A 24,629-nucleotide genomic window follows, 5' to 3' on the forward strand; every position below is an offset into this window, starting at 1 on the left:
TCAGTCCGCGCGACGCTGCTCCGGATCGACCGCGGCATCCGGAGAGACGGGGCCGTCCTCCAGCGCCGCGTCGACGACCGCATCCACCTCGGCCGGCGGGATGATGTCGATCGCCTCGGTCGCGGCCTCGTACACCTCGGCGAGCGAATCGTCGACGGTCGACTCGTCGATCCAGTCGAGATCGTCCTCGGAGTGGTCGTACGCGACGGGCACCAGCGCGAAGTCGTCGCCGTACTCCTCGAGTCCCGCCATGACGCTGTGCCGCACCGCGGCCTTGGCGTAGCGCTCGCGCAGGATCAGCGGATCACGCCGCAGGTCCTTCATGAACGCGACCATCATGAAGGCCATGATGATCGCGAACGGCAGCGCGGCGATGATGGTCACGTTCTGCAGAGACTTCAGACCGCTCCCCTCCTCGCCGGTCACGAGCAGCACGGCGGCGATCACACCCACCAGCACACCCCAGACCACTGCGACCCAACGCGCCGGCTCCGGCCTCCCCTGCTGCGAAAGGGTGCCCATCACGAGCGACGCGGAGTCCGCTCCGGTGACGAAGAAGATCGCGATCAGCAGGATGAGCACGACGCTGGTGATCATCGAGAACGGGAGGTTCTCGAGCACGCCGAACAGCACCTCTTCCGGCGGATCGACCGTGAGGTTCGCTCCGCCCATCTGCTGCTGGATCGCCGTGGTTCCGAAGATCGCGAACCAGACGAGCGAGATGGCGGACGGGACCACGATGACGACCGACACGAACTGGCGCAGTGTGCGTCCGCGCGAGATCTTGGCGATGAACATGCCCACGAAGGGCGACCACGAGATCCACCAGGCCCAGTAGAAGATCGTCCAGCTCGACAGGAACGTCTGAGCAGCCTCGCCCTGCGAGGCCGAGCGACCGATCATCTGCGGAAGGTCGCCGATGAACTGCACGGCCACCGAGGGGATCACATTCAGGATGAGGAGGGTCGGTCCGACGAAGAAGACGAAGAACGCCAGCAGGAGCGCCACGACGGCGTTGATGTTCGACAGCGCACGGATGCCCTTCGAGACGCCCGACACGGCGGAGGCGATGAAGCAGGCGGTGAGCACGGCGATCGCCGCGATCAGCACGCCGTTGCCGAGCGGCCCCGCGCCGCTGACGATCTCGACACCGTGTCCGATCTGCAGGGCGCCGAGTCCGAGCGATGCGGCGGTGCCGAACAGCGTCACGATGATCGAGAAGATATCGATCGTGCGTCCGAGGGGCCCGGTCGTGCGTCCTTCGCCGAGCAGCGGGGCGAAGATCGAGGAGATGAGCGGGGTGCGACCGCGACGGAAGGCCCCGTACGCGATGGCGCCGCCGACGAGCGCGTAGAACGCCCATGCCTGCGGGCCCCAGTGGTAGAGCACCTGGGTCTGGGCCGTGTGCATCGCGTCGAGGGTGTTCGCCTCGACGGTGCCGGGCGGCGGGTTCTCGAAGAAGTTCAGCGGCTCTGCGGCGCCCCAGAAGACGAGACCGATCCCCATGCCCGCGGCGAACAGCATCGAGATCCACGAGAACATCGAGAACTCGGGCTCTTCGTCGTCACGACCGAGCGGGATGCGTCCGTAGCGGCTGAAGCCGACGAACAGCATGAAGACCAGGATGACCGTGGCGATGGTCGTGAAGAAGAAGCCGAAGTACTCCACCACCCAGTCGAGCACGGTGCGGGTCGTGCCGGCGAGGTTGTCGCCCGCGAAGACTCCCCACGCGATGAAGGCGAGGGTGAGGGCGACCGCGACGCCGAACACGAGCGGGTCGGTGCGATAGGTGCGCCCGGTCTCCTCGACCGAGACACCGGGCACGAGCGCCGGGTGCACGCTGCGGGGAGGGACGGCGGCGATGTCGCGGACGATCTTCCGTGCCGTCTCGGTGGCCTTGGCGGGGAGGCGGTTCGCTCCCGTACCGACGGCATCCGTGCGGGGGCGCGGAGGATTGTGTCCTGCGGAGCGTTCGTCGGGCTTCTCGTCAGGGGTCTCCATGGCATCCCATCCTGTCACGTGAGGTGGCCACGCACGGAGGCGAAAACCCAGACGACCCTCGCGATCCGCGGCGTGTCGGCGCACGGCACGCCGGACGGATGCCGGATGACCTGGGTTTCTCGGGCGTGCCGTTTCTACCGCGAGCGGCGCCCGCCGAACACGGAGTGCAGCAGCGGAAGCGCCGAGACGCAGATCAGGGTGATGCCCAACGGCGCGATCGAGGGGACGAGCAGCGCGCCACCGATGAGCATCGCGGCGAAGAGCACTCCCGACGCGATACGGCGGGCGATGCCTTCGAGCCGATCGAGTCGGCGTTCCAGACGGGAGGTGTCGAACGACACATTGCCGTCGTCGATGCGCGTGATGATCTTGTCGATGCGGCCGGGCAGATTCCACGTGGTGGCCATCGTGCCCATCGCCTGGTTCGCGAAGGCCTGCACGATGTTCCCGCTCTCGTCGCGCAGCAGACGACCGGCATAGGGTTCGGCGGCATCCCAGACGTTGAAGGCGGGATCGAGGCCGCTGCACATGCCTGACGTCAGCGAGACGGCACGGATCAACAGCAGCATGTTCTCGGGCAGCTGCAGCGGGAGCGAGCGCACCATGTCGCCGAACTCCTCCGCGAAATCGCGGAACTCGCGCGGATCGACCTTGCTCAGCTCGGCGAATCCCATGCCGCCGAAGCGGGCGAACAGCGTGCTCAGAGCCCGTTCGAGTTCGGCGGTGTCGGCGGAGGGCAGCAGCACGCCGATCTCCTGAGCCGCGGCGACGAGGCCGCGACTGTCACGCGCGGCGACCGCGATCAGTAGTGTGCGCAGCCCGTCGCGGAGACTCGCCGGGATCTCGGCCATCATGCCGAAGTCGATGAACGTGAGGCGGAATCCCGGCCCCGGCTCTCCGTCGATCGACGGCGCCGGAGTGACGAAGATGTTGCCCGGGTGGGGATCGGCGTGCACGAAGCTGTGCGTGAACACCTGGTCGAACATGACCTCGGCGAACACCGCGGCGACCTGCGCCGGATCGATGCCGGCCGCGCGGAGGGCGTCGGTGTCGTTGATCTTGATGGCCGTGACATCCGACAGCGTGAGCACCCGACGGGTCGACCGCTCCCACACGATCTCCGGGGTATCGACGCGAGGGTCGTCGGCGAAGTTCTCGCGGAAGCGTTCGGCACTCGCCGCCTCGTGCAGGTAGTCGATCTCCTCGAGGCTGGTCTCGGCGAACTCCTCGACGAGCGCGGGGGCGTCCACCCGGTCGGCGACGATGCGCACGCGGGTCAACCAGCGAGCGACGCGCCGCAGCGCCGCGAGGTCGACGGCGACGATCTCGTCGATACCCGGCCGCTGCACCTTGACCACGACCGCTCCGAGACCGGTGTCGGCGGCGTCGAGGGCCGAGAGCCTGGCGCGGTGCACCTGCCCGAGCGAGGCGGCGGCGAGCGGCGTGTCATCGAACCAGGCATACGCGCGCTCGAGAGGGATGCCCAGTTCGGCTTCGGCGAGAGCGCGGATCGCCGGCGTGGGCACGGGTGGGACCTCGTCCTGCAGCCCTTCGAGTTCCTTCGTGATCTCGGGCGGCAGCACATCGAGGCGCGACGACATGAACTGGCCGACCTTGATCATGAGCCCGCCGAGCTCGACCGCGAGCACATGGAAGCGCCGTGCGAAGGTCTGCATCCGCTGGCCACGGGTGCGCTCCGCGATCCTGCTCATCCCGAAACGCGGGAGGACGAGCTCGAACCACCAGATCTTGAGGAATTCCCGGCCCGCGAACGCCAGGATGCGACGGTACCTGGCGCGGTGAACGCCCTGTGCCGCAGCATCCGTCATCGCGTGGCTCCTTCGCAGGTCCCCGCTCGATGCCGCACTGCGCGGTCAGTCCTGCGCGAGGATCGAGTACAGCCTACGGCGGGCCTCGTCGAGGACCTCGATCGTCTGCTGCACCTGCTCGGGCGAACCGCTCCGGCCGACCTGGGCTGCGGCGGCGGCGAGGTCGACGCCCGCCTTCGGCAGCGCGTTGAAACGGGCGCTGTCGCGGTGCCCGTCCTTGCCGGACGACGACTCCCACGGAGCAGGGGTCTCGGAGTTCTCCTCGGACACGGCACGGCCGGCCTCGGTGAGGGAGTATGTCTTGCGACCGTTCTGCTCTTCGGCCTCGATGAGTCCTTCATCGGCGAGCAGCTGCAACGTGGGGTACACGGAACCGGCGCTCGGCTTCCAGGTGCCGCCGCTGCGCTCGGCGATCTCGTTGATGATCTGGTAACCGTGCATCGGCTTCTCGCCGAGCAGGGAGAGCACCGCCGCGCGGACATCGCCGCGGGCCATGCGCGAGCCGCCGGAGGGGCGGGACTCGAACGACTTGCGGAGCTGGTCCATGGCTTCGAAGATCGCGGATGCCGGGCCGCCGGGGCCCGTGCCGAAGCCGGATCCGCCGAAGAGTCCGCCGGGTCCGCCGTTGCTCCCGGGGCCGCTGTTGCCGCCGAACGGGTTGGAGGGGAATGCGTTGTTCATGATGACCTCCTGCTGTGGTGAACGATACTCAACGATATATCGTTCACCCTGAGGGTGGGGTGGGAGTTTCCGATGCGTCGACCCCGTGGATGACAGCCCATGTCTTCGTCTTCGCATCGATGAGAACGGGCAGCTCGGCGTTCGGCGCTGCACGCCCGGCGGCGATGCATCGGCGGTCGCCGCACGCGTGCACCAGGTATTCGCGGCCCTGCTCGGGCTCCGGAAGACGCAGCTGCAGCTGGTACCGCACAGCTTCGTCGGTCGTCTCGAACGCCCCGACGACCGGCAGCTCGACACGGACCCCCGACTCCTTCAGCGTGACGGTCTCGTCCGCGTTCACTCTCGCGTTGATCCAGAGCCCGATGCCCAGCAGCACCATGAGCAGGCACCCGAAGCCGAGGAGGGCCAGCTCCCACCACCACGCAGACAGTGAGGGGAAGCTCAGAGCGAAGCCGATCACTCCCGACGCGACCAGCAGGCCGGCCGTGATGCGCTGACCCCAGGCGCCGCGACGGCTCGTGAGATCCACCTGAGTCCAGTCGAGAGACGCCGCGTCGCGCATGGCACCCACTGTAGGGGCCGGGCCCCCGTCAGCGCGACGGCCGGTCAGCGCGAGGGGAGGGTGAGGATCTCCGCGCCGTGCTCGGTGATCGCGATCGTGTGCTCGCTGTGGGCCGTGCGGCATCCGGTCGCACTGCGCAGAGTCCACCCGTCCGCATCCGTGCGGAGTTCATCAGTGTCGGCCATGACCCAGGGCTCGAGGGCGAGCAGGAGCCCCGGGCGGAGCGTGTGGCCGCGGCCCGGACGCCCATCGTTCGCGACGTGCGGATCCTGATGCATGGTGGAGCCGATGCCGTGACCTCCGAACTCGAGGTTGATCGGGTAGCCCTCGGCCCTCAGGACCGAGCCGATGGCGTACGAGAGATCGCCGATGCGCGCCCCCGGGCGTGCGGCGGCGATGGCTGCGGCGAGCGCGCGCTCGGTCGTCGCGATCATCGCGAGGTCTTCGGCTGCGGGGTTATCGCCGACCACGAAGCTGACGGCGGCATCGGCGGAGACTCCACGGAGCGTGAGGGCCAGGTCGAGCGTGAGCAGGTCGCCGTCGGCGAGTCGATAGTCGTGAGGCATGCCGTGCAGAACGGCGTCGTTCACAGCCGTGCAGACGTAGTGCCCGAAGGGGCCTCGCCCGAACGACGGCGCGTAGTCGACGTAGCAGGATTCGGCGCCGGCCTCCTCGATCATCTCGCGGGTCCATCGGTCGAGGTCGAGCAGGTTCACGCCGACCTCGGCGCGGGTCTTCAGCGCCTGCAAGATGTCGCCGACGAGCGCACCGGCGGCCCTGGCGCGGACGAGCTCCTCGGCGTTCAGGATCTCGATCATGGGTGTTCCTCCGTGTCGTTCGATGCGGCTTCGCTGGTCCAATAACTATCCCGGTAATACTATCCCGGTAATACTATCCCGGTATTAGAATGGGCGTCATGATGGTCCGCATGCCTCTGAGCCCGGCCGACGTCGAACGCGGCGAGCGTCTGGGAGCGTTGCTGCGCCGCGCACGCGGTGAACGATCGATGCTGGCGGTCGCGCTGGATGCCGGCATCTCCCCCGAGACGCTGCGGAAGATCGAGTCCGGCCGCGTGGCCACGCCGGCCTTCTCGACCATCGCTGCAGTGGCCGATGTACTGTGCCTCTCGTTGGATGCGGTGTGGGCCGAGGTCGGCTCGCGCTCCGCAGACTCGGGCGCGCAGAGAATCGCCTCCTGAGCTCCGGATGAGCACGGGCTTTCGTCCCCTCCTCTGCTCCAATTCTCCGTCGCGGCCGCCCGTCGTTCGATCCCCCTTCCTCGTGTCGCGTGAACCGCGCACACGCCCGGCCGTCGCGCAAGCCCGGTGACGCACACAGGAAGTCGTGTTTAGCTCGGGGGATTGTCGACTTGGGGGAGTGAGACGTTTGTCACAGAGTGATCGGCCGGAGAAGAGCAAGGCATCCGCGGACAACATCCGCGTGAGTGTGATCGTCCCGGTGTACCGGCCCGGGCCCTCGTTCGACGACCTCATCGCGTCGCTCGATCGACAGACCCTCGGCACAGCCTCGCTCGAGGTGCTCCTGTGCGACGACGGCTCGGGCGAGCCCACCGGTGCACGTCTGGCAGCAATCGCCCGCGACCGCCCCCATGTGCGGGTGCTGTCGCTGGAGCACTCCGGCTGGCCCGGCATGCCTCGCAACCACGGCGTCGACGCTGCTCGCGGAACGTATGTGCAGTTCGTCGACCAGGACGACTACCTGTTCGACGGTGCGCTCGAAAAGCTGTGCGATTATGCCGACCAGCACTCGTCCGATGTGATCGTGGGCAACGAGGTGGGCATCGGCCGTCGTCTGCCGAGCCGGATCTTCAGCCACGACGTCCCCGACGCGGTCCTCGGAACCGACCCGCTCCTGGAGATGCTCACCCCGCACAAGATGTTCCGCACCTCCTTCCTTCGGGCGAACGGCATCCGCTTCCCCGAAGGAAAGGTGCGCCTCGAGGATCACCTGTTCGTGATGCAGGCGTACTTCGCCGCGTCGACGATCTCGATCCTCGCGAGCGAACCCTGCTACGCCTGGGTCAAAGAACCGGGCAGCGCGAGCTCTTCTCGCATCGACCCGGAATCTTACTTCCCCCATCTCGAGACGGTGCTCGACCTCGTCGAGGCGCACACCGAGCCCGGAAAGCTACGCGACCGGCTTCTGCGGCACTGGTTCCGCGGCAAGATCCTGAAGCGGCTCTCCGGTCGACAGATGGCCCGCTATCCGGACGACTACCGCGACCGCCTGCTCGACGTCGTCACTCCCCTGGTGCAGAAGAAGTTCGGGCCGGGCGTCGATGCCGGTCTCGGCCTGCCGCATCGGATCCGCGCGAGCCTGCTCCGGGCCGATCGACGCGAAGACCTGTTGGCGCTTGCGCAGTTCGAGGCCGGGATCACCTGTCACGCGGCGGTGACCGAGGCACGCTGGTCTCGTGGAGGCGGCCTGCACCTGACGCTGCGCGTGACCCTCACGAGCGAAGGGCATGATGCCTTCGTCTTCGAAACCACGGTCGTCGAAGTTCCTGTGGCGGAATCCCCCGACCCGGACCCCCGGGCATCCGTCTCCCAGAACTCCGTCCCCCGGAACTCCGTCTCCAAGAAGAAGAAGAAGGTGACGCGCCTGACCTCGCTTCCCGTCTCGACGATCGACGGCCTTCCGGAGACGCTTCTCGTCGCCGACCGCGAGCTTCGCAATGATCGGGTCGACCTCTTCCTCACCGACGGTGAGACCAGTGCCGAGCGCCGCATCGGAGGCCGCCACCCTCGCAACCTCGACGCCGCCCGCGTATCGATCGACCCTGTGAGGGTCTTCGGCCCGGACGACGAATCGCGTGGAGGCGCTCTGACCGTGAAGGTCCGGCGCGCGGGATGGACCTTCGAGACGCCACTCGTCGCCGCCCCGGCGGTGCTCGCCCGCGCGGGAAAGTCGCCCCTGCTTGCCGGCCGAAGCTGCACGCTCGCGGCCAGGGATGACGGCACGGTCGAGCTTCGCCGCGAATGGCCGGGCGGTCGCGTCAAGGACTTCGCCGGACGCGCTGTCCGTCGGGTCCGAGCACTCGCGCGGCGCCGCTGACACCACCCCACTCCGGCGCTCTCCTTCACCATCCCCGCATCTGCGCGCCTGCCCACCGCCAGCCCTGCCCGCCACCAGCCCTGCCCGCCGTCAGCCCTGCCCGCCACTAGCGGAGTCACCGCAGAGCCGCTCGTGCGACGACGCGCATCGCTGGAGTGATCGAGCCGAACGCTCCCGGCGATGAGAGTGCGCACAGGATCTCGATCACCCGCCCCGCCGCGTCTCGGTGATCGAAACGGCGGTCCGCACCGTCCTCCTGACGCGATCGCAGCGACCATTCGAAGCCCCATGCTCCGCCTCGTCGCCCCTCCGCTACGGCCGCCTCACCGCGTTCGATGAACTCGGGAAGCTCATCGAACGTCGCGACCGAGCCATCGGCGACGGCCAGCAGCGCCAGGGTGACCGTGCGCGGCTGCCCGCTGGGGAACATCGCCTCTCTTCCGATCGCGCGTACGGCCTCGACGATCCGCGCGAATGCACCCAGCCCGCCCTTCGCTAGTGCCTGCCCGCGGTGAGTGACCATGACGCGCCCGCGAAACCGGCGGACCGCCTTCGTGCGACGTGCGAGCAGCACCAGGGACTCCGCGGGGTCGGGCCGGCCGGGAGGCGCCGCGTCCGGCCAGCCGAGGGCCTCGACGGCGCGGGCTGCGACCGTGCGGGGCAGCCATCCGTCCGCCGCATCCTGCTCGACCCCGTCGGCACCGATCTGCGCCATCAGCGCCCGCACCCCCTCCGTCGCGGTCTCCACCGTCGTCGAACCAGCCATCACCGAATCACCCGTCACCGAATCGGGCGGTGCGGCGTCGATCAGCCCTGTGTCTTCGAGGTGCGCGAGAAGAGCCAGTCGACGCCCCGGACTCAACGACTCGCACAGCGACGCCAGCGGTGAGGGGTCGCGCAGGGCGTCGCCGACCACTCCCCCCATCGACGGGTCGAGGCGCGGCTGCACGAGTCCGAAGCGCTGTGCGAGCTCGAACTCCACATGCTCCGCCCGGAACGGCGGTCGTCGCGTCTGCCAGTCCCCCGGAACCCGCTCATCCTCGTCAGCAGGGCCCGCATCGACGACGGTGACCCGCGGATCGCCCATACGGGTCTCGAACGGACCGGTGATCGTCACGTCGACCGACTCGGCGACGCCGGGGATCGACACCTGCTGCGTGCGACATCGCCAGGGCAGGAGATCGATGAGGGGTGGCGGGTCGGCTTCCTCCTCGCTCTCCGGGACGTCGGGTTCGCGCCCGAGACTGAGGCGGTACGCCTCCACGACCCAGTAGGAGGGGGCGTCGCGTGGCACGCGGATGACTCGGGTGAGTTCAGGACGATCGGCGACAGACAACCCGACGTGAAGTGCCCACGTCACGTGCACATGCTCAGAGAGGTTCATCCGCGCAACGCTAGAGCGCCACCGACTGCACTCCCCGCCCCGGAAGCACGAGGTGTCGACAACTCGTCGAACACGGAGGCTGTGCAGGAGAGCCGCAACGACGAGCAGCCGCGCGGCCGCACGCGATCTACCGTTCGGCGAGCAGTTCGACGAGACGCGCCGCCTCGCCCTCCGGCATCCGGTACCCATGCTCCGTTGCCGGGTAGATGCCAGCGCGCACCTCGGCCGTATACGCCTCGACACCCGTGATCGCGGCGGCGCGCAGATCGGCGTAGCGCTTCACGAACTTGGCGGCCCCGCCGTCGTAGAGACCGAGCAGGTCGTGGAAGACGAGTACCTGCCCATCGGCATCCGCACCGGCGCCGATGCCGATCACCGGGATGTCGAGCCGCGGCACGAGGGCGGCGGTCACCTCGGAGGGCACCGCCTCGACCACGAGCATCGAGCACCCGGCCGCCTGCAGCGCGAGGGCGTCGTCGATCACGGTCAGCGCGGTCTCGGCGGTGCGCCCCTGAGCACGGTATCCACCGAGCGCGGTGGCGGTCTGCGGCGTGAGCCCGACATGTCCGACGACCGGGATCCCCGCCTGCACGAGCGCACGCGCCCGGTCGACGGTCGTGCCGCCACGTTCGATCTTGACGAGGTCGCAGCCGGCCTCTTTGACGAAGCGCTGCGCGGTCGCGATGGCGATCTCGTCGGAGGCCTCGTACGATCCGAACGGCAGATCGCCGACGAGCAGCGGAGAAGTGAGTCCGCGCCGCACAGCCGCGGTCAGCATGAGCATCTCGTCGACCGTGACCGGCACCGTGCTGTCGTAGCCGAGCACGGTCATCGCCGCGGAGTCGCCCACGAGCACGATATCGACGCCGGCGGCCTCGACGATCTGCGCACTCGGGTGGTCGTAGGCGGTGACCATGACGATGGGTTCACGAGCCGACCTCTTCGCGGCGAGGGTCGCGAGGGTGACGCGGGGGCGGGGATCGGCGTGAGCACTCATGCGCGAGTCTCCGTATCGGTGGGATTCGTGTCGATGGATTCCGCGGCATCGGCGACGCGCAGGACGTGGTTGTCGATCAGACGGGCGGCGCCCACGTGCGCGGCGACCGCGAGAAGGGCGTCACGGTCGACACGAGCGAGGGGGCGGAGCGTCTCGGCGTCTCGGAGTTCGAGGTACTCGGGGTCGATCTCCGCCTCGCCGAGCACGTCGCGCGCGGCGGAGAGGATGCTGCCCGCGTCGCGGTCACCCGCCTCGAGTATCGCGAGCCCGGCGTCGAGGGCGCGGTTCAGCGCCACCGCCTGTGCACGAGCGGCGGAGTCGAGGTAGACGTTCCGCGAGCTCATGGCGAGTCCGTCCGCCTCCCGCACGATGGGGCACGCCACGATCCGCACATCGAGATCGAGGTCGCGCGCGACGCGACGCACGACGAGCACCTGCTGCGCATCCTTCTGCCCGAAATAGGCGGTGTCGGGACGGACGATGCCGAACAGCTTCGTGACGACCGTGGCGACGCCGTCGAAGTGGTGCGCCCCACGGCTCGCGCCGTCGAGAACGTCGGTGAGACCTGCGACGTGGATGTTCGTCGCGAACCCGTCGGGATAGATCTCGGACGCGTCCGGAGCGAAGAGGATGTCGACCCCCTCGGCTTCGGCGAGCGCGGCATCGCGAGCCTCATCGCGCGGATACGCACCGAGGTCTTCGGTGGCGCTGAACTGGGTCGGGTTGACGAAGAGCGAGACGACGACGAGGTCAGATCCTTCGCGCGCGGTGCGCATGAGGGAGAGATGACCGTCGTGGAAGGCGCCCATGGTGGGAACGAGGCCGACCGTCTTGCTCTCGGATCTGGCGTCGCGGATCGCGGCCCGGACCTCGGGGATCGTGCGGAGGATTCTCATGCGTGCGACTCCTCGGTTTTCGTGATGGGGGTGCTGGCAGCAGGGCGCGCGGCGATCGCACGCGTGGCTGCAGCGAGCGCGTCGAACAGATCGGAGAGGTCGAGCTCTTCGGCGGCAGCGCGTTGGCGCGCGACCGTCGCCTCGTCGCCGCGGGCGATGGGCCCGGTCAGGACAGGTGCGGCGCCGTTCGTCGCCCAGTTCTCGACCGTCCGGCGGACCAGCGGGGCCAGGAGCGCCCGCGCTTCGTCGTGGGGGATGCCTGCCGCCGAGGCCAGGCCTTCCGCGGCGTCGAGCACGGTGAGGACGAAGTTCGAGGCGAAGGACGCGGCCGCGTGATAGCTCGCGCGCTGCGCGTCGTCGACCGCGAACGGACGCGCACCGAGGGCGACGGCGAGCTGTTCCCCGATGCGACGCGCTTCTGGTGTGCGGCCGGCGATCGCGGCACCGATGCCACGGAACACCTCGGGGCCCTCCGCGCCGGTGAAGGTCTGCAGCGGATGGAGGCTGAAGTCCACATCCGTGAGCGCAGTCGCGCCGGAGACGTGTCCGAGGAAGCGCGTGTGGGACCGGGCCACGGCCGCAGCCTCGGCAATGACCGCATCAGGGACGCACAGGAGCACGATATCCGCATCCGGGATCCGTTCGTCGCGTCCGATCGGGCCGAGCACCTCGATCTCCGCCGCCCGTAGAGCCCGCACGAGTACGCGTCCGAGACGGCCGGCGCCGACGATGGCGATGGTCGTCCCTGGTGCGAGAGAGGCGGATGCGTGCATGTCGATTCCCCGGCCGGATCACGCGGTTCGGGTGCCAGAAGTATCCGCCTCGCGCAGCATCCAATCCAAATCGGGGAGCAGAACGACAACACTTTCACGGAGGAAGGTTGTTCATCTGCGCGATAAATTCGCTCGAAGATTGGCTTTTCGCCCTCCGTGGGATCGACGGCGCCAGAGGCGCAGGAAGAGCGATCGCTACTTCCGGCTCCTTCGCCTCATGACGATGGAGATGGCACTGAGCACCGCGAGAAAGATCAGCGTGAACCACATGATTTCCACGGTTCCACCATACGCACGCCTCTCAATCGCGCGGCACCGAGTCGAGCAACCCGGGAAGAGCGCGTCGAGGTCGTCACGCCGCAGCGTCAGCATCCGGCCGATCCCTGCCGTTCTATCTCGTCGCGGCTGCCGTGACGGGCATGGGATTCGGCACGGCGTTCTCGGGAGTCGTGGCGTCGCTGGCACCGCGGATCCCGGCGACGCAGCGCGCCGACACGTTCGCCGTGATCTACCTGCTGGCCGCCTCGCGTTCGGAGTGCCGGCGGTCATCGCCGGCTCGCTGGTCGGAGTCGTCGGCCTCGAAACGGTGTGCGTGGGGTACGGGATCGTCGTGATCGCACTGGCCGGGATCGCCTTCGCGCTGCGTATGCGCCGCGCGGCATAGAAGCTCGGGCGCCGCTCAGCGCACGACGAGCTCGGGGGTGATCAGTGCGTGCGCCGACCCCGCCTGCAGGGTGCGCGGGGCGACGATCTCGCCCGTCGGCCCCATCAGGAGTTCGAGGACCGCCGTCGCCACATCCTCCGGACGCTGCTCGACGCTCGAGAAGCCCAGCGCCTCGGCGGTCGGCGTGTTGTCGAAGCCGATCACCGGCAGCGAGAGCCCCGCGGCGGCGACCGCCAGCAGCGCGCCCACAGCGAGCGAGTCGCTGGCGCACACCAGGGCATCCGGTGCCGGCCCCGCGGCGAGCGCCGCATCGACGACGGCGCGGGCGAACGGAACCCCCTCCTCCGCCGTCAACCGCGCGCCCTGGACTCCTGCCGCGGCCATCGCCTCGCGCCAGCCGCGCTCCCGGTCGTCACCCGTGCCCGATCCCGTCGGCCATCCGAGGAACGCGACGCTGCTGCCGTGGGTCAGCGCGTGCTCGGTCGCGGCGCGCGTTCCCGCGGCGCCGTCGACATCGACCCAGAGGTGGCGCGGGTCGGCGATGTCGTCCTCCCCCCACGGCCGACCGAACGAGATGAAGGGCAGCCCGTCCTGATCGAGGCTGCGCACGCGCGGATCGTCGCGCGAGGTGCCGGTGATGATCGCAGCGTCGATCTCCGACCCCTCCCAGAGCTCCGACAGTCTCTGGATCTCTTCTTCCCGGGTGCGTGCGGCATAGACGAGCATCCGCATCCCCCGCTCGCTCGCGCGCTCGGTGATCGCGTGCACGAAGCGGTCGAGGACGACGCCGGAGATCCCGCCGAGGTACGGATCGAGGCGGATGCCGATCGTCGAGCTGCGCCGCAACCGCAGCTGTCGCGCGGCCGCGTGACGTCGGTAGCCGAGCTCGTGGATCGCCGCGATGACACGCTCTCTGGTCGCCGGGCGGACGATGTCGGGAGTGTTGAGCACGTTCGAGACCGTCTGCCGGGAGACGCCCGCGCGCTCGGCGACGTCTTCGACGGTCGGCGCCTTCGCCATCGCACCTCCTCGTTCACGCCCGGGTTGACACTTCCCGCGACTCCCGCTTAGCCTATTCCACGCAGAGTTTGATCGTTCAAATTTCTGCGACGAACCCGCACGGTCCTCCCGAGGCCGTCGCCCGCAGTGACTCATCAAAGGAGAGAGACCATGACACGGCACACCACTCGCGCAGTCCTCGGCACCGGGGCGGTGCTGCTCACGAGCGCGCTCGTGCTCACCGGCTGCGGCTCCGGTTTCGCCGGAGACGACACCAAGGCCGACGGCGAGGGGCTCACCTCCTCCGACGACGCGCTCACGGTGCTGATCGGCTCGTCCGGTGACGCCGAGACATCCGCTGTGCAGTCCGCCGTCGACGCCTGGTCGGCCGAATCCGGCATCAAGGCGAAGGTGCAGACCGCGACCAACCTCGACCAGGAGCTGTCGCAGGGCTTCGCCGCCGGCGACCCGGCCGACCTGTTCTACCTCTCCGCCGACCAGGCTTCGGGCTACGCGGCCAACGGATCGCTCAAGGCCTACGGCGACGAACTCGCCAACAAGGACGACTTCTACCCGTCGCTCGTCGAGAACTTCACGGTCGACGGCACGTTCTACTGCGCGCCCAAGGACTTCTCCACCCTGTCGCTCATCATCAACACGCAGATGTGGACCGACGCCGGGCTCACCGACGCCGACCTCCCGAAGACCTGGGACGACCTCTCCGCGGTGGCGCAGAAGCTCACGACCGCGGATCACGTCGGTCTCGCCTTCGGCGCCGAGTACCAGCGCGTGGGTGTCTTCATGGCACAGGCGGGCGGCGGTCTCGTCGACGACGGCACGGTCATCGCCGACGATGCCGCCAACGTCGAGGCCCTGGACTACGTGAAGTCGCACCTCGTCGACGGCACGTTCGCGTACGCCAAGGATGTCGGGGCCGGATGGGGCGGCGAAGCGCTCGGCAAGCAGTCCGCCGCCATGGTGATCGAGGGCAACTGGATCACCGGAGCGCTCTCGAACGACTACAGCAGCCTGCAGTACACGGTCGCCGAGCTTCCCGAGGGCGCCGCCAGCAAGGGCACGCTGCAGTTCACGAACTGCTGGGGCATGGCTGCCGACAGCCCGAACCAGCAGGCCGCCCTCGACCTGGTCGAGTACCTGACGAGCGCCGACAGCCAGCTCGCCTTCTCGAAGGCATTCGGTCCGATGCCGTCCATCAAGTCCGCCGCCGCGGACTGGACCTCGGCGAACCCCGAGCTGGAGCCGTTCCTCGCAGGCGCGGAGTACGCGCAGTTCCCGCCGAACCAGGCCGGGACCGCCGACGTCATCGCCGACTTCAACTCGCAGCTCGAGTCGCTGAAGACGTCCGACCCGAAGACGATCCTCGACTCCGTCCAGTCGAACCTCGAAGCGGTCGTCAAGTAGCCATGGCGATCAAGGCAGCGCCTCGCCGCGGCAGGGCCTCCGGGCTCCGCCGCGGCGAGGCGGCAGCCGGATGGCTGTTCACGGCGCCGGTGATCGTGATCCTCGGCGTCTTCCTCCTCATCCCCGTCCTCATGGCGCTCTGGGTGAGCGTCTCGGACTGGGGCGGTCGCGGCAGCCCCCTCTCCGGTTCGGTCTCGTTCGTCGGCGCCGACAACTTCGCCGCCGTCCTCACCGACGGCGGTCTCGCGACCAAGGATTTCGGCACATCGCTGCGCAACAACGCCTGGTACGTGCTGCTCGTCGTCCCGCTGCAGACCGCGCTCGCGCTGTTCCTCGCGATCCTCGTGAACCGCGCCATGCTCCGCGGCCGGGGATTCTTCCGCACCGCCTATTACTTCCCCTCCGTGACCAGCACCGTCGCGATCACCGTGCTGTGGATGTTCCTGTTCACCTCGAGCGGAGCCGTCAACGATGTGCTCTCCTGGTTCGGCATCAACGGCCCCAACTGGTTCAACGATCCACGCGGCATCCTGCATCTGGCGCTCGGCACGGTCGGCGTCGATGCCGGCCCCGCGGCCCTCACCCAGGGCGGCACGCTCGGAGTGTCGTGGTGGGAATGGCTCGCCGGCCCCTCTGTCGCGATGAGCGCGTACATCCTGATGGCGATCTTCACGACCTCCGGAACGTTCATGCTCATCTTCCTCGCCGGTCTTCAGAACCTCGGCGCCGACGTCGACGAGGCCGCCATGATGGACGGCGCGAACGGCTGGCAGCGGTTCTGGCGCATCACGTTGCCCCAGCTGCGCCCGACCCTGTTCACCGTGCTCACCCTCGGCCTCATCGGCTGCTGGCAGGTGTTCGACCAGATCTACACGGGCACCAGGGGAGCACCGAGCAAGACCACGCTCACCCCGGCCTACCTCTCGTACCAGACCGCGTTCCAGAACCAGGAGTGGGGGCAGGGAGCGGCTATCGCGTTCATCCTGTTCGTCATCATCGTGATCTTCACGCTCCTGCAGCGATGGGTGCTGCGTGATCGGCCGGTCTCGAAGCGTCGCATCCGCGCGTACGCGTCCTCGTCCTCGTACGCGTCATCGTCCTCGTCGAAGGGAGCCTCGTCATGAGGCGGCTCTCGTCGAAGCAGCTGACCTGGCAGATCGCGCTCTACGCGCTGCTGATCATCCTCGCGGTCATCTACATCTATCCCTTCCTGATCCAGGTCGCGACGAGCTTCAAGACCGATGAGGATGCCGCGTCCAGTGGGATCACGCTCATCCCCGACGTGTGGACGTTCGCCGCGTACGAGCGCCTGTTCCGCAACTCCGACTTCCCCTCGTGGTTCGTGAACAGCGCGATCGTGACGATCTTCGTCACGGCCGGGCGCGTGTTCTTCAACTCGCTCGCCGGGTACGCACTGGCTCGACTCCGCTTCCGCGGGCGGGGTGTCGTCTTCGCCGCCCTGGTCGCCGTGATGTCGGTGCCGACCGTCGTGCTGCTGATCCCCAAGTTCCTCGTGATCAACCAGCTCGGCATCTTCAACTCGTATGCCGGGATGATCCTGCCGCTGCTCGTCGACGCGGCAGGGGTGTTCATCATGAAGAACTTCTTCGAGTCGATCCCCGAGTCGGTCGAGGAGCAGGCCCGCATCGACGGTGCCGGCACGTTCCGGCTGTTCTGGTCGGTGGTGCTGCCGATGGCGACGCCGGCGCTCGTGACGATTGTGATCCTGTCGTTCCAGGGCTCCTGGAACGAGCTCAGCCACTTCATCGTGTCCACCAACGACCCCGCCCTGACGACCCTGACCAAGGGCGTCGCATCCCTGGCCAGCGGCGGACTCAGCCAGGGCACCCAGTACCCGCTCAAGCTGGCGGCCGCACTCATCATGACGATCCCCGTCGCCGTGATGTTCTTCGTCTTCCAGCGCCGCATCATGAACTCCACAGAAGGAGCCGTCAAGGAATGACCCCCACCCCGCCCCTCCAGCCGCTGCTGGACGACGCCGTGATCATGCTCGAGGCACCGACCCAGGCATGGTCCGACGATGTCGGCCGCATGGGCACCGCTCCGATCCACGGCATCTACCACGGCGACGTGCGACACATCCGGAGCATCGAGACCACGGTCGACGGCACCGCGCTCGAATCCATCGGATGCACGTCGCCGGTGCCGCAGCAGGCGCTCCTGACGGATCTGCTCCGCGGGCTCGACGACGAATCGGCCGATCCGAAGGTGCGGATGGATCGCGACCGGCGGGTCGCCGCCGGTGCCTTCTCCGAGCGGATCACGGTCGCGTCACACCTCGGCACCCCGGTTCCGATGACCCTCACCGTGCGCATGGTCCCGGGCTTCGCGCCGATGCAGCAGGTCAAGGCCGGGCTCGCCGCCGATGCGGCCTGGACCTGGGACGGATCCGTCTGCCGCGCGGGAGAGGCGTCGTTCGCGCTCACCGCCCCCGAGGCCACGGTGGCCGAGGACGGAGACGCCCTGGTGCTGCGGTGGGATGTGGTGGTCCCACCGCGAGGCTCTGCCGCCGTGGTCTGGACGGTTGACCTCGACGACCCCTCCCTCGTCGTCACCGCCGCGCTGCCGTCGCGCGCGCCGCAGCCGACCGTTCCCGCCGACTCGCGCGCGGCGCGCTGGATGAAGCAGGCGGCCGCGGATCTCTCCGCGCTCCGCCTCGCCCTGCCCGCGCACCCGGAGGACGCGTTCTACGCCGCCGGAGCGCCCTGGTTCTTCACGCTGTTCGGACGGGACTCGCTCTGGGCCGCACGGCTCGCGCTCGCGATCGACCCCGACATGGCGGCCTCCACCCTGCGCGTGCTGGCGCGCCTGCAGGGCACCGCGCACGATGCGTCGACGGCCGAGGCTCCGGGCAAGATCGCGCACGAGCTGCGGAGCGGCGCCCTCTCGCTGCCCAACGAGGGCGTGCATCTGCCGCCGCTGTACTACGGCACCGTCGACGCGACTCCGCTCTGGGTCTGCCTGCTCGCCGACGCCCATGCCGAGGGGATGTCCGAGCGCGAGGTGCGGGCATTGCTCCCGGCTCTTCGGGCGGCGCTCACCTGGATGACGGTGCACGGCGACGCGTCGGGCAGCGGCTTCATCGACTATGCGGACGAGTCGGGCCACGGCCTCGCGAACCAGGGGTGGAAGGACTCTGGCGACTCGATCCAGTGGCGCGACGGGCGCCTGGCCGAGGGCCCCATCGCGCTGAGCGAGGTGCAGGGCTACGCCTACGAAGCCGCCATCCGTGGTGCCGACCTGCTCGACACGTTCGGTGAACCCGGCGCGGCCGAGCTCCGTACGTGGGCCGCAGATCTTCGCTCACGCTTCCGCGCCGCCTACTGGGTGACCACGCCCGAGGGCCGCTACCCGGCCATCGCCCTCGACGCGCACGGCGCCCCTGTCGACACCCTCACGAGCAACATCGGACACCTGATCGGCACCGGCATCCTCGACCCGGAGGAGGAACAGGCCTGTGCGGCGCTGCTGACCGCACCGAGCATGTCGAGCGGCTACGGCATCCGCACGATGTCGACCGAAGCCGCCGGCTACTGGCCGCTGAGCTATCACGGCGGCAGCGTCTGGGCACATGACACCGCGATCGCCGTGCACGGCATGATGCGCGCCGGGCTCGACACCGACGCGCGGATGGTCGCCGAGCAGCTGCTCGACCTCGCGGAGGGCTTCGAGTACCGCGTTCCCGAGCTGCACGCGGGCGATGCCCTCGTTCCCGGTGGCGCGCCCCTTCCCTATCCCGCGGCCTGCCGCCCGCAGGCATGGTCGGCCGCAGCCGCGGTCGTCGTCGCGCAGGCTCTGAGCTGAAGCGGGTCGATCGGCTGAGCGGGGCGATCGGCTGAGCGGTCGGCGGTTGGGCGGTCGGCGGTTGGGCGGTCGGCGGGGTTCGGCCTCAGCCGATCGTCCGGCCGTCCTTCCAGACGGTGCGCACGAGCGGCACTCCCGGACGGTAGGCGAGGTGGATGCGCGTCGGTGCGCCCAGCAGCACGAGGTCGGCCCTGGCACCGGGCGCGATCACGCCGATGTCGTCCCGACGCAGCGCCTTCGCGCCGCCGGCGGTCGCCGCCCACACGGCTTCGGCCGGGGTCATCCCCATGTCGCGCACGGCGACCGCGATGCAGAACGGCATCGATGAGGTGAAGCTCGAGCCCGGGTTCGTGTCGCACGCCAGCGCTACGGTCACTCCCGCGTCGATCAGACGGCGCGCGTCCGGATACGGCTGCCGCGTCGAGAACTCGACTCCCGGCAGCAGCGTGAGCACGGTGTCGGATCCGGCGAGGGCATCGATGTCGGCATCCGTCAGGTACGTGCCGTGGTCGATGGATGCCGCGCCGAGCTCGACGGCCAGCCGCACGCCCTCGCCCGGGCCGAGCTGGCTCGCGTGCACGCGGGGCGCGAGTCCGCGCGCGATGCCGGCCTCCAGCACGCGCCGCGACTGCGCCACCGTGAACGCACCGGTCTCGCAGAAGACGTCGATCCACTTCGCGTGCGCAGCGCAGGCGTCGAGCATGGGACCCGTGACCAGATCGACGTACTCGTCGGCGCGGTCGGCGTACTCCGCCGGGACGACGTGCGCCCCGAGGAATGTCACCTCGGGCGTCACCTCGGCGGCCAGGCGCACCAGGCGCTCCTCGTCGGCGACGCTCAGCCCGTAGCCGCTCTTGATCTCGACCGTCGTGGTGCCCTGTGCGAGCATCTCGTCGAGGAAGCCCCGCAGACGTGCGCGCAGCTCGTCATCGCTCGCGGCGCGGGTGGCGGCGACGGTGGAGCGGATGCCGCCCGCGGCGTACTTCTGCCCCGCCATGCGCGCCTCGAACTCGGAGGCACGATCGCCCCCGAAGACGAGGTGGCTGTGGCTGTCGACGAAGCCCGGGATCACCGCGCGACCCCCGGCGTCCACGACCTCGTCGGCGGTCGGCGCCTCCGCGGCGGCGCCGACCCACGCGATCCGCTCGCCCTCGATCAGCACCGCGGCATCGGTGAGGGTCCCGGTGGGGTCGTCACCCGTAGCGACGTTTGTGGTCAGTTCCGCGATGTTCGTGATGAGCGTTGCCATGTCCTGAGCCTGTCAGAGCATCGGGACCTTGAGGCCGCGCTCGCGGGCGACCTCGCGGGCGTGCTCGTAGCCGGCGTCCACGTGACGCATTACGCCGGTACCCGGGTCGTTCGTCAGCACGCGCTCCAGCTTCTCGGCCGCGAGTTCCGTGCCGTCGGCGACGGTGACCTGACCGGCGTGGATGGAGCGGCCGATGCCGACACCGCCGCCGTGGTGCAGCGACACCCACGAGGCGCCGGAGGCCGTGTTGAGTAGGGCGTTCAGCAGCGGCCAGTCGGCGATCGCGTCGGAGCCGTCCTTCATCGCCTCGGTCTCGCGGTACGGCGACGCCACCGAGCCGGAGTCGAGGTGGTCGCGCCCGATCACGATCGGAGCTGACAGCTCGCCCGACGCGACCATCTCGTTGAACTTGAGTCCAGCGAGATGGCGCTCCTTGTAGCCGAGCCAGCAGATGCGGGCGGGCAGCCCCTCGAAGTGCACCTTCTCGCCGGCCTTCTCGAGCCAGCGGTGCAGGGCGGCGTCTTCGGGGAAGAGCTCGGCGATCGCGCGGTCGGTCTTGTAGATGTCTTCCGGGTCGCCGGAGAGCGCTGCCCAGCGGAACGGTCCGCGTCCTTCCTCGAACTGCGGGCGGATGTACGCCGGCACGAATCCGGGGAACTCGAACGCACGGGCGAAACCGCCCAGCTGCGCTTCGGCACGGATCGAGTTGCCGTAGTCGAACACCGCGGCCCCCGCATCCTGGAACGCCACCATCGCCTCGACGTGAGCGGCCATCGACGCACGCGAGCGGCGGGTGAACTCCTCGGGGTCGCGCTCGGCTTCCGCCTTCCAGTCCGCCACGGCGATGCCGAGCGGGAGGTAGGCGAGCGGGTCGTGGGCGCTGGTCTGGTCGGTCACGATGTCGATCGGCACACCGCGACGCCGCAGCTCGGGGAACACCTCGGCCGCGTTGCCGACCACGCCGACCGAGAGGGCGTCGCCCGCCTCCTTGGCGGCGACCACGCGGGCGACGGCCGCGTCGAGGTCGGTCGTGTACTCGTCGAGGTAGCCGTGCTCCACGCGCCGGATGAGACGGGACTCGTCGACGTCGACGATCAGCACCACCCCGTCGTTCATGGTCACGGCCAGCGGCTGGGCACCGCCCATCCCGCCGGCTCCGCCCGTGAGGGTGAGCGTGCCACGGAGCGAGTCGCGGCCGAGCGAGCGGGCGACGGCGGCGAACGTCTCGTAGGTGCCCTGCAGGATGCCCTGCGTGCCGATGTAGATCCAGGATCCGGCGGTCATCTGCCCGTACATGATGAGGCCGAGCTCTTCGAGCTTGCGGAACTCCGGCCAGGTCGCCCAGTCGCCGACCAGGTTCGAGTTGGCGATGAGTACACGCGGTGCCCACTCGTGCGTGCGGAAGACGCCGACCGGCTTGCCCGACTGCACCAGCAAGGTCTCGTCGGGCTCGAGCTCGTCGAGGGTGCGCACGATCGCGTCGTATGCGTCCCAGCTGCGGGCGGCCTTGCCGGTGCCGCCGTAGACCACCAGGTCTTCGGGGTGCTCGGCCACCTCGGGGTCGAGGTTGTTCATCAGCATGCGCTTGGCGGCTTCCGCGCCCCAGCTCTTCGCGGTGCGCTGGTTGCCCCGGGCGGCCCGGACGACGCGGGGTCCCGAGACCGGAGCGTCGGATGCGGAGGTGTCGGATGCGGTGGTGTCGGATGCGGTGGACTCAGCCATGAGCGTGCTCCTTTGCGATGCGGGCGACGTCGCCCGACTGGACGAGGGCGGTGACGGCTTCCATCTCCAGTGAGAGGAAGCGGTCGGGTCCGGGGCCGTCGGCCACGGTGCGAACCAGGTCGCGCACGGCTCCGGTCGCGGGTCCGGCCTGCAGCGGGGCGCGCAGGTCGAGGGCGCGGGCGCCGGTGAGGATCTCGATCGCGAGCACACGGCCGAGGCCGTCGATCGCCCGGCGCAGTTTGCGGGCGGCCGCCCATCCCATGGAGACGTGATCCTCCTGCATCGCGGAAGAGGGGATCGAGTCGACGGATGCCGGCACCGCGAGGCGCTTGAGCTCGGAGACGATTCCGGCGGCCGCGTACTGCGCGATCATGAGGCCGGAGTCGACGCCGACCTCGTCTGCGAGGAAGGGCGGAAGCCCGTGACTGCGGGCCGGATCCAGCGCGCGATCCGTGCGACGCTCGGAGACCGAGGCGACGTCGGCGACCGAGATCGCGAGGAAGTCGAGGACCGCCGCGACCGGAGCGCCGTGGAAGTTGCCGTTCGACTCGATGCGTCCGTCGAGGGTGATGACGGGGTTGTCGATGACACTGGCGAGCTCGCGTCCGGCGATCAGTGTCGCATGGGCGAGGGTGTCGCGCGCGGCGCCATGCACCTGGGGCGAGCAGCGCAGCGAGTAGGCATCCTGCACCCGGCCGTCGTCGGGCCCCTTGTGGCTCGCGACCATGGGGGAGTCACCGAGGAATGCGCGCAAGTTGGCGGCGGATTCGGCCTGACCCGTCTGCGCACGAAGCGCCATCAGGTCAGCCGCGAACACCGCGTCGGTGCCGAGCTGCGACTCGACCGACATCGCCGCGGCGAGGTCGGCGGTGAGCAGGAGCGTCTCGAGGTCGTGGAGTGCGAGCACCAGCATGCCGAGCATGCCGTCGGTGCCGTTGATGAGCGCGAGCCCCTCCTTCTCGACGAGGGTGAGCGGCTCGATGCCGGCGGCGGCGAGGGCCTCGGTGGCGGGGAGCAGTGCGCCGGATGCATCGCGGACCTCTCCCTCCCCCATCGCAGCCAGGGCGATGTGGGCGAGAGGTGCGAGGTCGCCGGAGCAGCCGAGCGAGCCGTACTCGCGGACGACAGGCGTGATGCCCTCGTTGAGCAGCGCGGCGTAGGTCTCGACGACGACCGGACGCACGCCAGTGCGGCCGGAGGCGAGGGTCTGCAGCCGCAGGAGCTGGAGTCCGCGCACGACCTCGCTCTCGACCTCGGCCCCGGTGCCCGCGGCGTGCGAGCGGATCAGGCTGGCCTGCAGCTGCATGCGACGGTCGGGGGCGATGAAGGTGGTCGCGAGAGCGCCGAACCCGGTGGACACGCCGTAGTGCGGGTTCGGGTCCGCCGCGAGGCCGTCGATCACGCGACGGGTGTCGGCGACGCGCGCGAGCGCATCCGCGTCGAGCTGCACGGGCGCGTTGCGACGGACGACGGCAACGACATCGGCGGGAGACAGCGGGGCCGCTCCGACCAGCACGGGGGCGAGTTCAGTCATGGTTCGATTCCACACCCGACGTGTGGCTGGGGACACCTGTTCGTGCGATGCTGTGTCTGTGATCCCAGACAACGCGAAGACCCCGCAGATGCCGGAGGTCGAGGTCCCGGCGGTGGAAGCGCTGACCGCGCAGCAGCCGACCGCGCAGGTGCCTGCGGCGGAGAACACGCTCCGCATCCTGAGCTATCTCGCCGGACGGCCCGCACCCGTGGCGGCGTCGGCGATCGCGCGCGAGCTCGAACTGCCCCGGTCCACGGTCTATCATCTGCTCACCACCCTGGCCGCTCACGGATTCGTGCTGCACCTGCGCGAGGAGAGACGCTGGGGGCTCGGCACCTCAGCTTTCGAGCTCGCCGGCGGTTACACCCGCCAACAGCCTTTGGCGCGAAGGGGCCGTCCTCTGGTGGCTGCGCTCTCGGACCGGTTGGGGGAGAGCGCGCACCTGGCGGTGATGAGCGGTGGGGATGTGCTGTACGTCGTCGAGGAACGCGCACCTCGGAGACCGGCGTTGGTGACGGATGTGGGTGTGCGGCTTCCCGCGCACCTCACGGCTTCGGGCCGCGCGATGCTGGCGGCGCTCCCCCGCGAGCAGGTGCGGGCGCTCTATCCGGACGTCTCGGCGTTCCCCGATCGCACGGGACTCGGACCTCGCACGCCGCGCGAACTGCGCGAACTGCTCCGCGATGTGCGGACGAGGGGATATGCGACGGAGAACAGTGAGATCGCGGACGGGCTGCGCAGTGTGGGCGCCGCGGTTCTCGACGCTGCCGGCTGGCCGGTTGCCGCGGTGGCGGTGACGTGGGGCCGTGCGGATCTAGATGAGGAACTGCTCGCTGCCGCTGTGCAGGAGTGCGCGGCCATGCTCGAGGCACGCTTGAAGCGCTGACCGGCGTTGCGACGGTCGTGTTAACGCAGAAGAGCCACCCCACGAGGGATGGCTCTTCGTGCTCTCCTCGAGCACAACGCAAGAAAGCCACCCAGCATTGGGTGGCTTTCTTGTCTAAAAGGAGTCCGGCG

The 24,629-nt window shown here is 69.3% G+C and carries 21 protein-coding genes; 8 read left to right on the forward strand and 13 right to left on the reverse strand.

Features of this window, described 5'->3' with window-relative positions; genetic code table 11:
* The 5 genes from L687_RS24455 to map form a co-directional block, all read right to left on the reverse strand.
* Positions 1-2,001, reverse strand: a complete 2,001-nt coding sequence (locus L687_RS24455; RefSeq protein WP_021198427.1) for a BCCT family transporter — start codon at positions 1,999-2,001, stop codon at positions 1-3.
* 134 nt (positions 2,002-2,135) lie between these two features.
* The gene (locus tag L687_RS24460; RefSeq protein WP_021198428.1) at positions 2,136-3,830 is read right to left on the reverse strand and encodes an ABC1 kinase family protein; all 1,695 of its coding nucleotides are present in this window, start codon (positions 3,828-3,830) and stop codon (positions 2,136-2,138) included.
* Positions 3,831-3,875: 45 nt separating this feature from the next.
* Entirely contained in the window at positions 3,876-4,511 is a 636-nt protein-coding gene (locus L687_RS24465; RefSeq protein WP_021198429.1) for a PadR family transcriptional regulator, read from the reverse strand.
* 43 nt (positions 4,512-4,554) lie between these two features.
* The gene (locus tag L687_RS24470) at positions 4,555-5,073 is read right to left on the reverse strand and encodes a hypothetical protein (protein ID WP_021198430.1); all 519 of its coding nucleotides are present in this window, start codon (positions 5,071-5,073) and stop codon (positions 4,555-4,557) included.
* Positions 5,074-5,117: 44 nt separating this feature from the next.
* Complete coding sequence (gene map, locus L687_RS24475; RefSeq protein ID WP_021198431.1) at positions 5,118-5,891, reverse strand: type I methionyl aminopeptidase; 774 nt, start codon at positions 5,889-5,891, stop codon at positions 5,118-5,120.
* Positions 5,892-5,992: 101 nt separating this feature from the next.
* On the opposite strand from map, the gene L687_RS24480 reads away from it, so the two are divergent.
* Together L687_RS24480 and L687_RS41740 are read left to right on the forward strand one after the other, a co-directional pair.
* Positions 5,993-6,271 (forward strand): helix-turn-helix domain-containing protein, encoded by a 279-nt coding sequence (locus L687_RS24480; protein WP_029260145.1) that lies wholly within the window; start codon positions 5,993-5,995, stop codon positions 6,269-6,271.
* Between the two features lie 178 nt (positions 6,272-6,449).
* Positions 6,450-8,147, forward strand: coding sequence for a glycosyltransferase family 2 protein (locus L687_RS41740; protein WP_235045206.1), 1,698 nt, complete (start codon positions 6,450-6,452; stop codon positions 8,145-8,147).
* Between the two features lie 115 nt (positions 8,148-8,262).
* Here L687_RS41740 and L687_RS24485 read toward each other — a convergent pair whose 3' ends face one another.
* From L687_RS24485 to L687_RS24500, 4 genes are all read right to left on the reverse strand, one after another.
* The gene (locus L687_RS24485; protein WP_021198434.1) at positions 8,263-9,531 is read right to left on the reverse strand and encodes a hypothetical protein; all 1,269 of its coding nucleotides are present in this window, start codon (positions 9,529-9,531) and stop codon (positions 8,263-8,265) included.
* Positions 9,532-9,658: 127 nt separating this feature from the next.
* Positions 9,659-10,528, reverse strand: coding sequence for a 3-methyl-2-oxobutanoate hydroxymethyltransferase (panB, locus tag L687_RS24490; protein ID WP_021198435.1), 870 nt, complete (start codon positions 10,526-10,528; stop codon positions 9,659-9,661).
* Positions 10,525-11,424 carry a pantoate--beta-alanine ligase gene (panC, locus tag L687_RS24495; RefSeq protein ID WP_021198436.1) on the reverse strand — a complete coding sequence of 300 codons (900 nt, stop codon included), beginning with the start codon at positions 11,422-11,424 and terminating at the stop codon, positions 10,525-10,527. Before panC ends, panB begins: the two co-directional genes overlap by 4 nt.
* Positions 11,421-12,197: a Rossmann-like and DUF2520 domain-containing protein gene (locus L687_RS24500; RefSeq protein WP_021198437.1), complete on the reverse strand. Its 777-nt coding sequence runs from the start codon at positions 12,195-12,197 to the stop codon at positions 11,421-11,423. The genes panC and L687_RS24500 overlap by 4 nt, the downstream gene beginning before the upstream one ends.
* 535 nt (positions 12,198-12,732) lie before the next feature.
* On the opposite strand from L687_RS24500, the gene L687_RS43215 reads away from it, so the two are divergent.
* Positions 12,733-12,861 carry a hypothetical protein gene (locus L687_RS43215; RefSeq protein WP_021198439.1) on the forward strand — a complete coding sequence of 43 codons (129 nt, stop codon included), beginning with the start codon at positions 12,733-12,735 and terminating at the stop codon, positions 12,859-12,861.
* Between the two features lie 15 nt (positions 12,862-12,876).
* Here L687_RS43215 and L687_RS24505 read toward each other — a convergent pair whose 3' ends face one another.
* Positions 12,877-13,881 (reverse strand): LacI family DNA-binding transcriptional regulator, encoded by a 1,005-nt coding sequence (locus L687_RS24505; protein WP_021198440.1) that lies wholly within the window; start codon positions 13,879-13,881, stop codon positions 12,877-12,879.
* A 150-nt stretch (positions 13,882-14,031) separates the two neighbouring features.
* Here L687_RS24505 and L687_RS24510 point away from each other — a divergent pair, with 150 nt between their 5' ends.
* The 4 genes from L687_RS24510 to L687_RS24525 are packed head-to-tail and all read left to right on the forward strand — an operon-like array spanning position 14,032 to position 19,107.
* On the forward strand, positions 14,032-15,282 hold the full coding sequence (locus tag L687_RS24510) for a sugar ABC transporter substrate-binding protein (protein ID WP_021198441.1): 1,251 nt from the start codon (positions 14,032-14,034) through the stop codon (positions 15,280-15,282).
* Between the two features lie 2 nt (positions 15,283-15,284).
* On the forward strand, positions 15,285-16,406 hold the full coding sequence (locus L687_RS24515; protein ID WP_021198442.1) for a carbohydrate ABC transporter permease: 1,122 nt from the start codon (positions 15,285-15,287) through the stop codon (positions 16,404-16,406).
* Positions 16,403-17,245: a carbohydrate ABC transporter permease gene (locus L687_RS24520; protein WP_021198443.1), complete on the forward strand. Its 843-nt coding sequence runs from the start codon at positions 16,403-16,405 to the stop codon at positions 17,243-17,245. The genes L687_RS24515 and L687_RS24520 overlap by 4 nt, the downstream gene beginning before the upstream one ends.
* Positions 17,242-19,107, forward strand: a complete 1,866-nt coding sequence (locus L687_RS24525) for a glycogen debranching N-terminal domain-containing protein (protein ID WP_021198444.1) — start codon at positions 17,242-17,244, stop codon at positions 19,105-19,107. The genes L687_RS24520 and L687_RS24525 overlap by 4 nt, the downstream gene beginning before the upstream one ends.
* An 85-nt stretch (positions 19,108-19,192) precedes the next feature.
* Here L687_RS24525 and hutI read toward each other — a convergent pair whose 3' ends face one another.
* From hutI to hutH, 3 genes are read right to left on the reverse strand one after another with little or no spacing between them, the layout of a single operon-like run.
* Positions 19,193-20,356 carry an imidazolonepropionase gene (hutI, locus tag L687_RS24530; protein WP_021198445.1) on the reverse strand — a complete coding sequence of 388 codons (1,164 nt, stop codon included), beginning with the start codon at positions 20,354-20,356 and terminating at the stop codon, positions 19,193-19,195.
* A gap of 12 nt (positions 20,357-20,368) precedes the next feature.
* Positions 20,369-22,078: a urocanate hydratase gene (hutU, locus tag L687_RS24535; protein ID WP_021198446.1), complete on the reverse strand. Its 1,710-nt coding sequence runs from the start codon at positions 22,076-22,078 to the stop codon at positions 20,369-20,371.
* Positions 22,071-23,612, reverse strand: coding sequence for a histidine ammonia-lyase (gene hutH / locus L687_RS24540; RefSeq protein ID WP_021198447.1), 1,542 nt, complete (start codon positions 23,610-23,612; stop codon positions 22,071-22,073). The genes hutU and hutH overlap by 8 nt, the downstream gene beginning before the upstream one ends.
* A gap of 88 nt (positions 23,613-23,700) precedes the next feature.
* Here hutH and L687_RS24545 point away from each other — a divergent pair, with 88 nt between their 5' ends.
* Positions 23,701-24,498: an IclR family transcriptional regulator gene (locus tag L687_RS24545; protein ID WP_046398856.1), complete on the forward strand. Its 798-nt coding sequence runs from the start codon at positions 23,701-23,703 to the stop codon at positions 24,496-24,498.
* Positions 24,499-24,629 lie beyond the last annotated feature (131 nt).

Origin of the sequence: Microbacterium maritypicum MF109 (assembly GCF_000455825.1) — a bacterium.
Taxonomy (GTDB): domain Bacteria; phylum Actinomycetota; class Actinomycetes; order Actinomycetales; family Microbacteriaceae; genus Microbacterium; species Microbacterium maritypicum_A.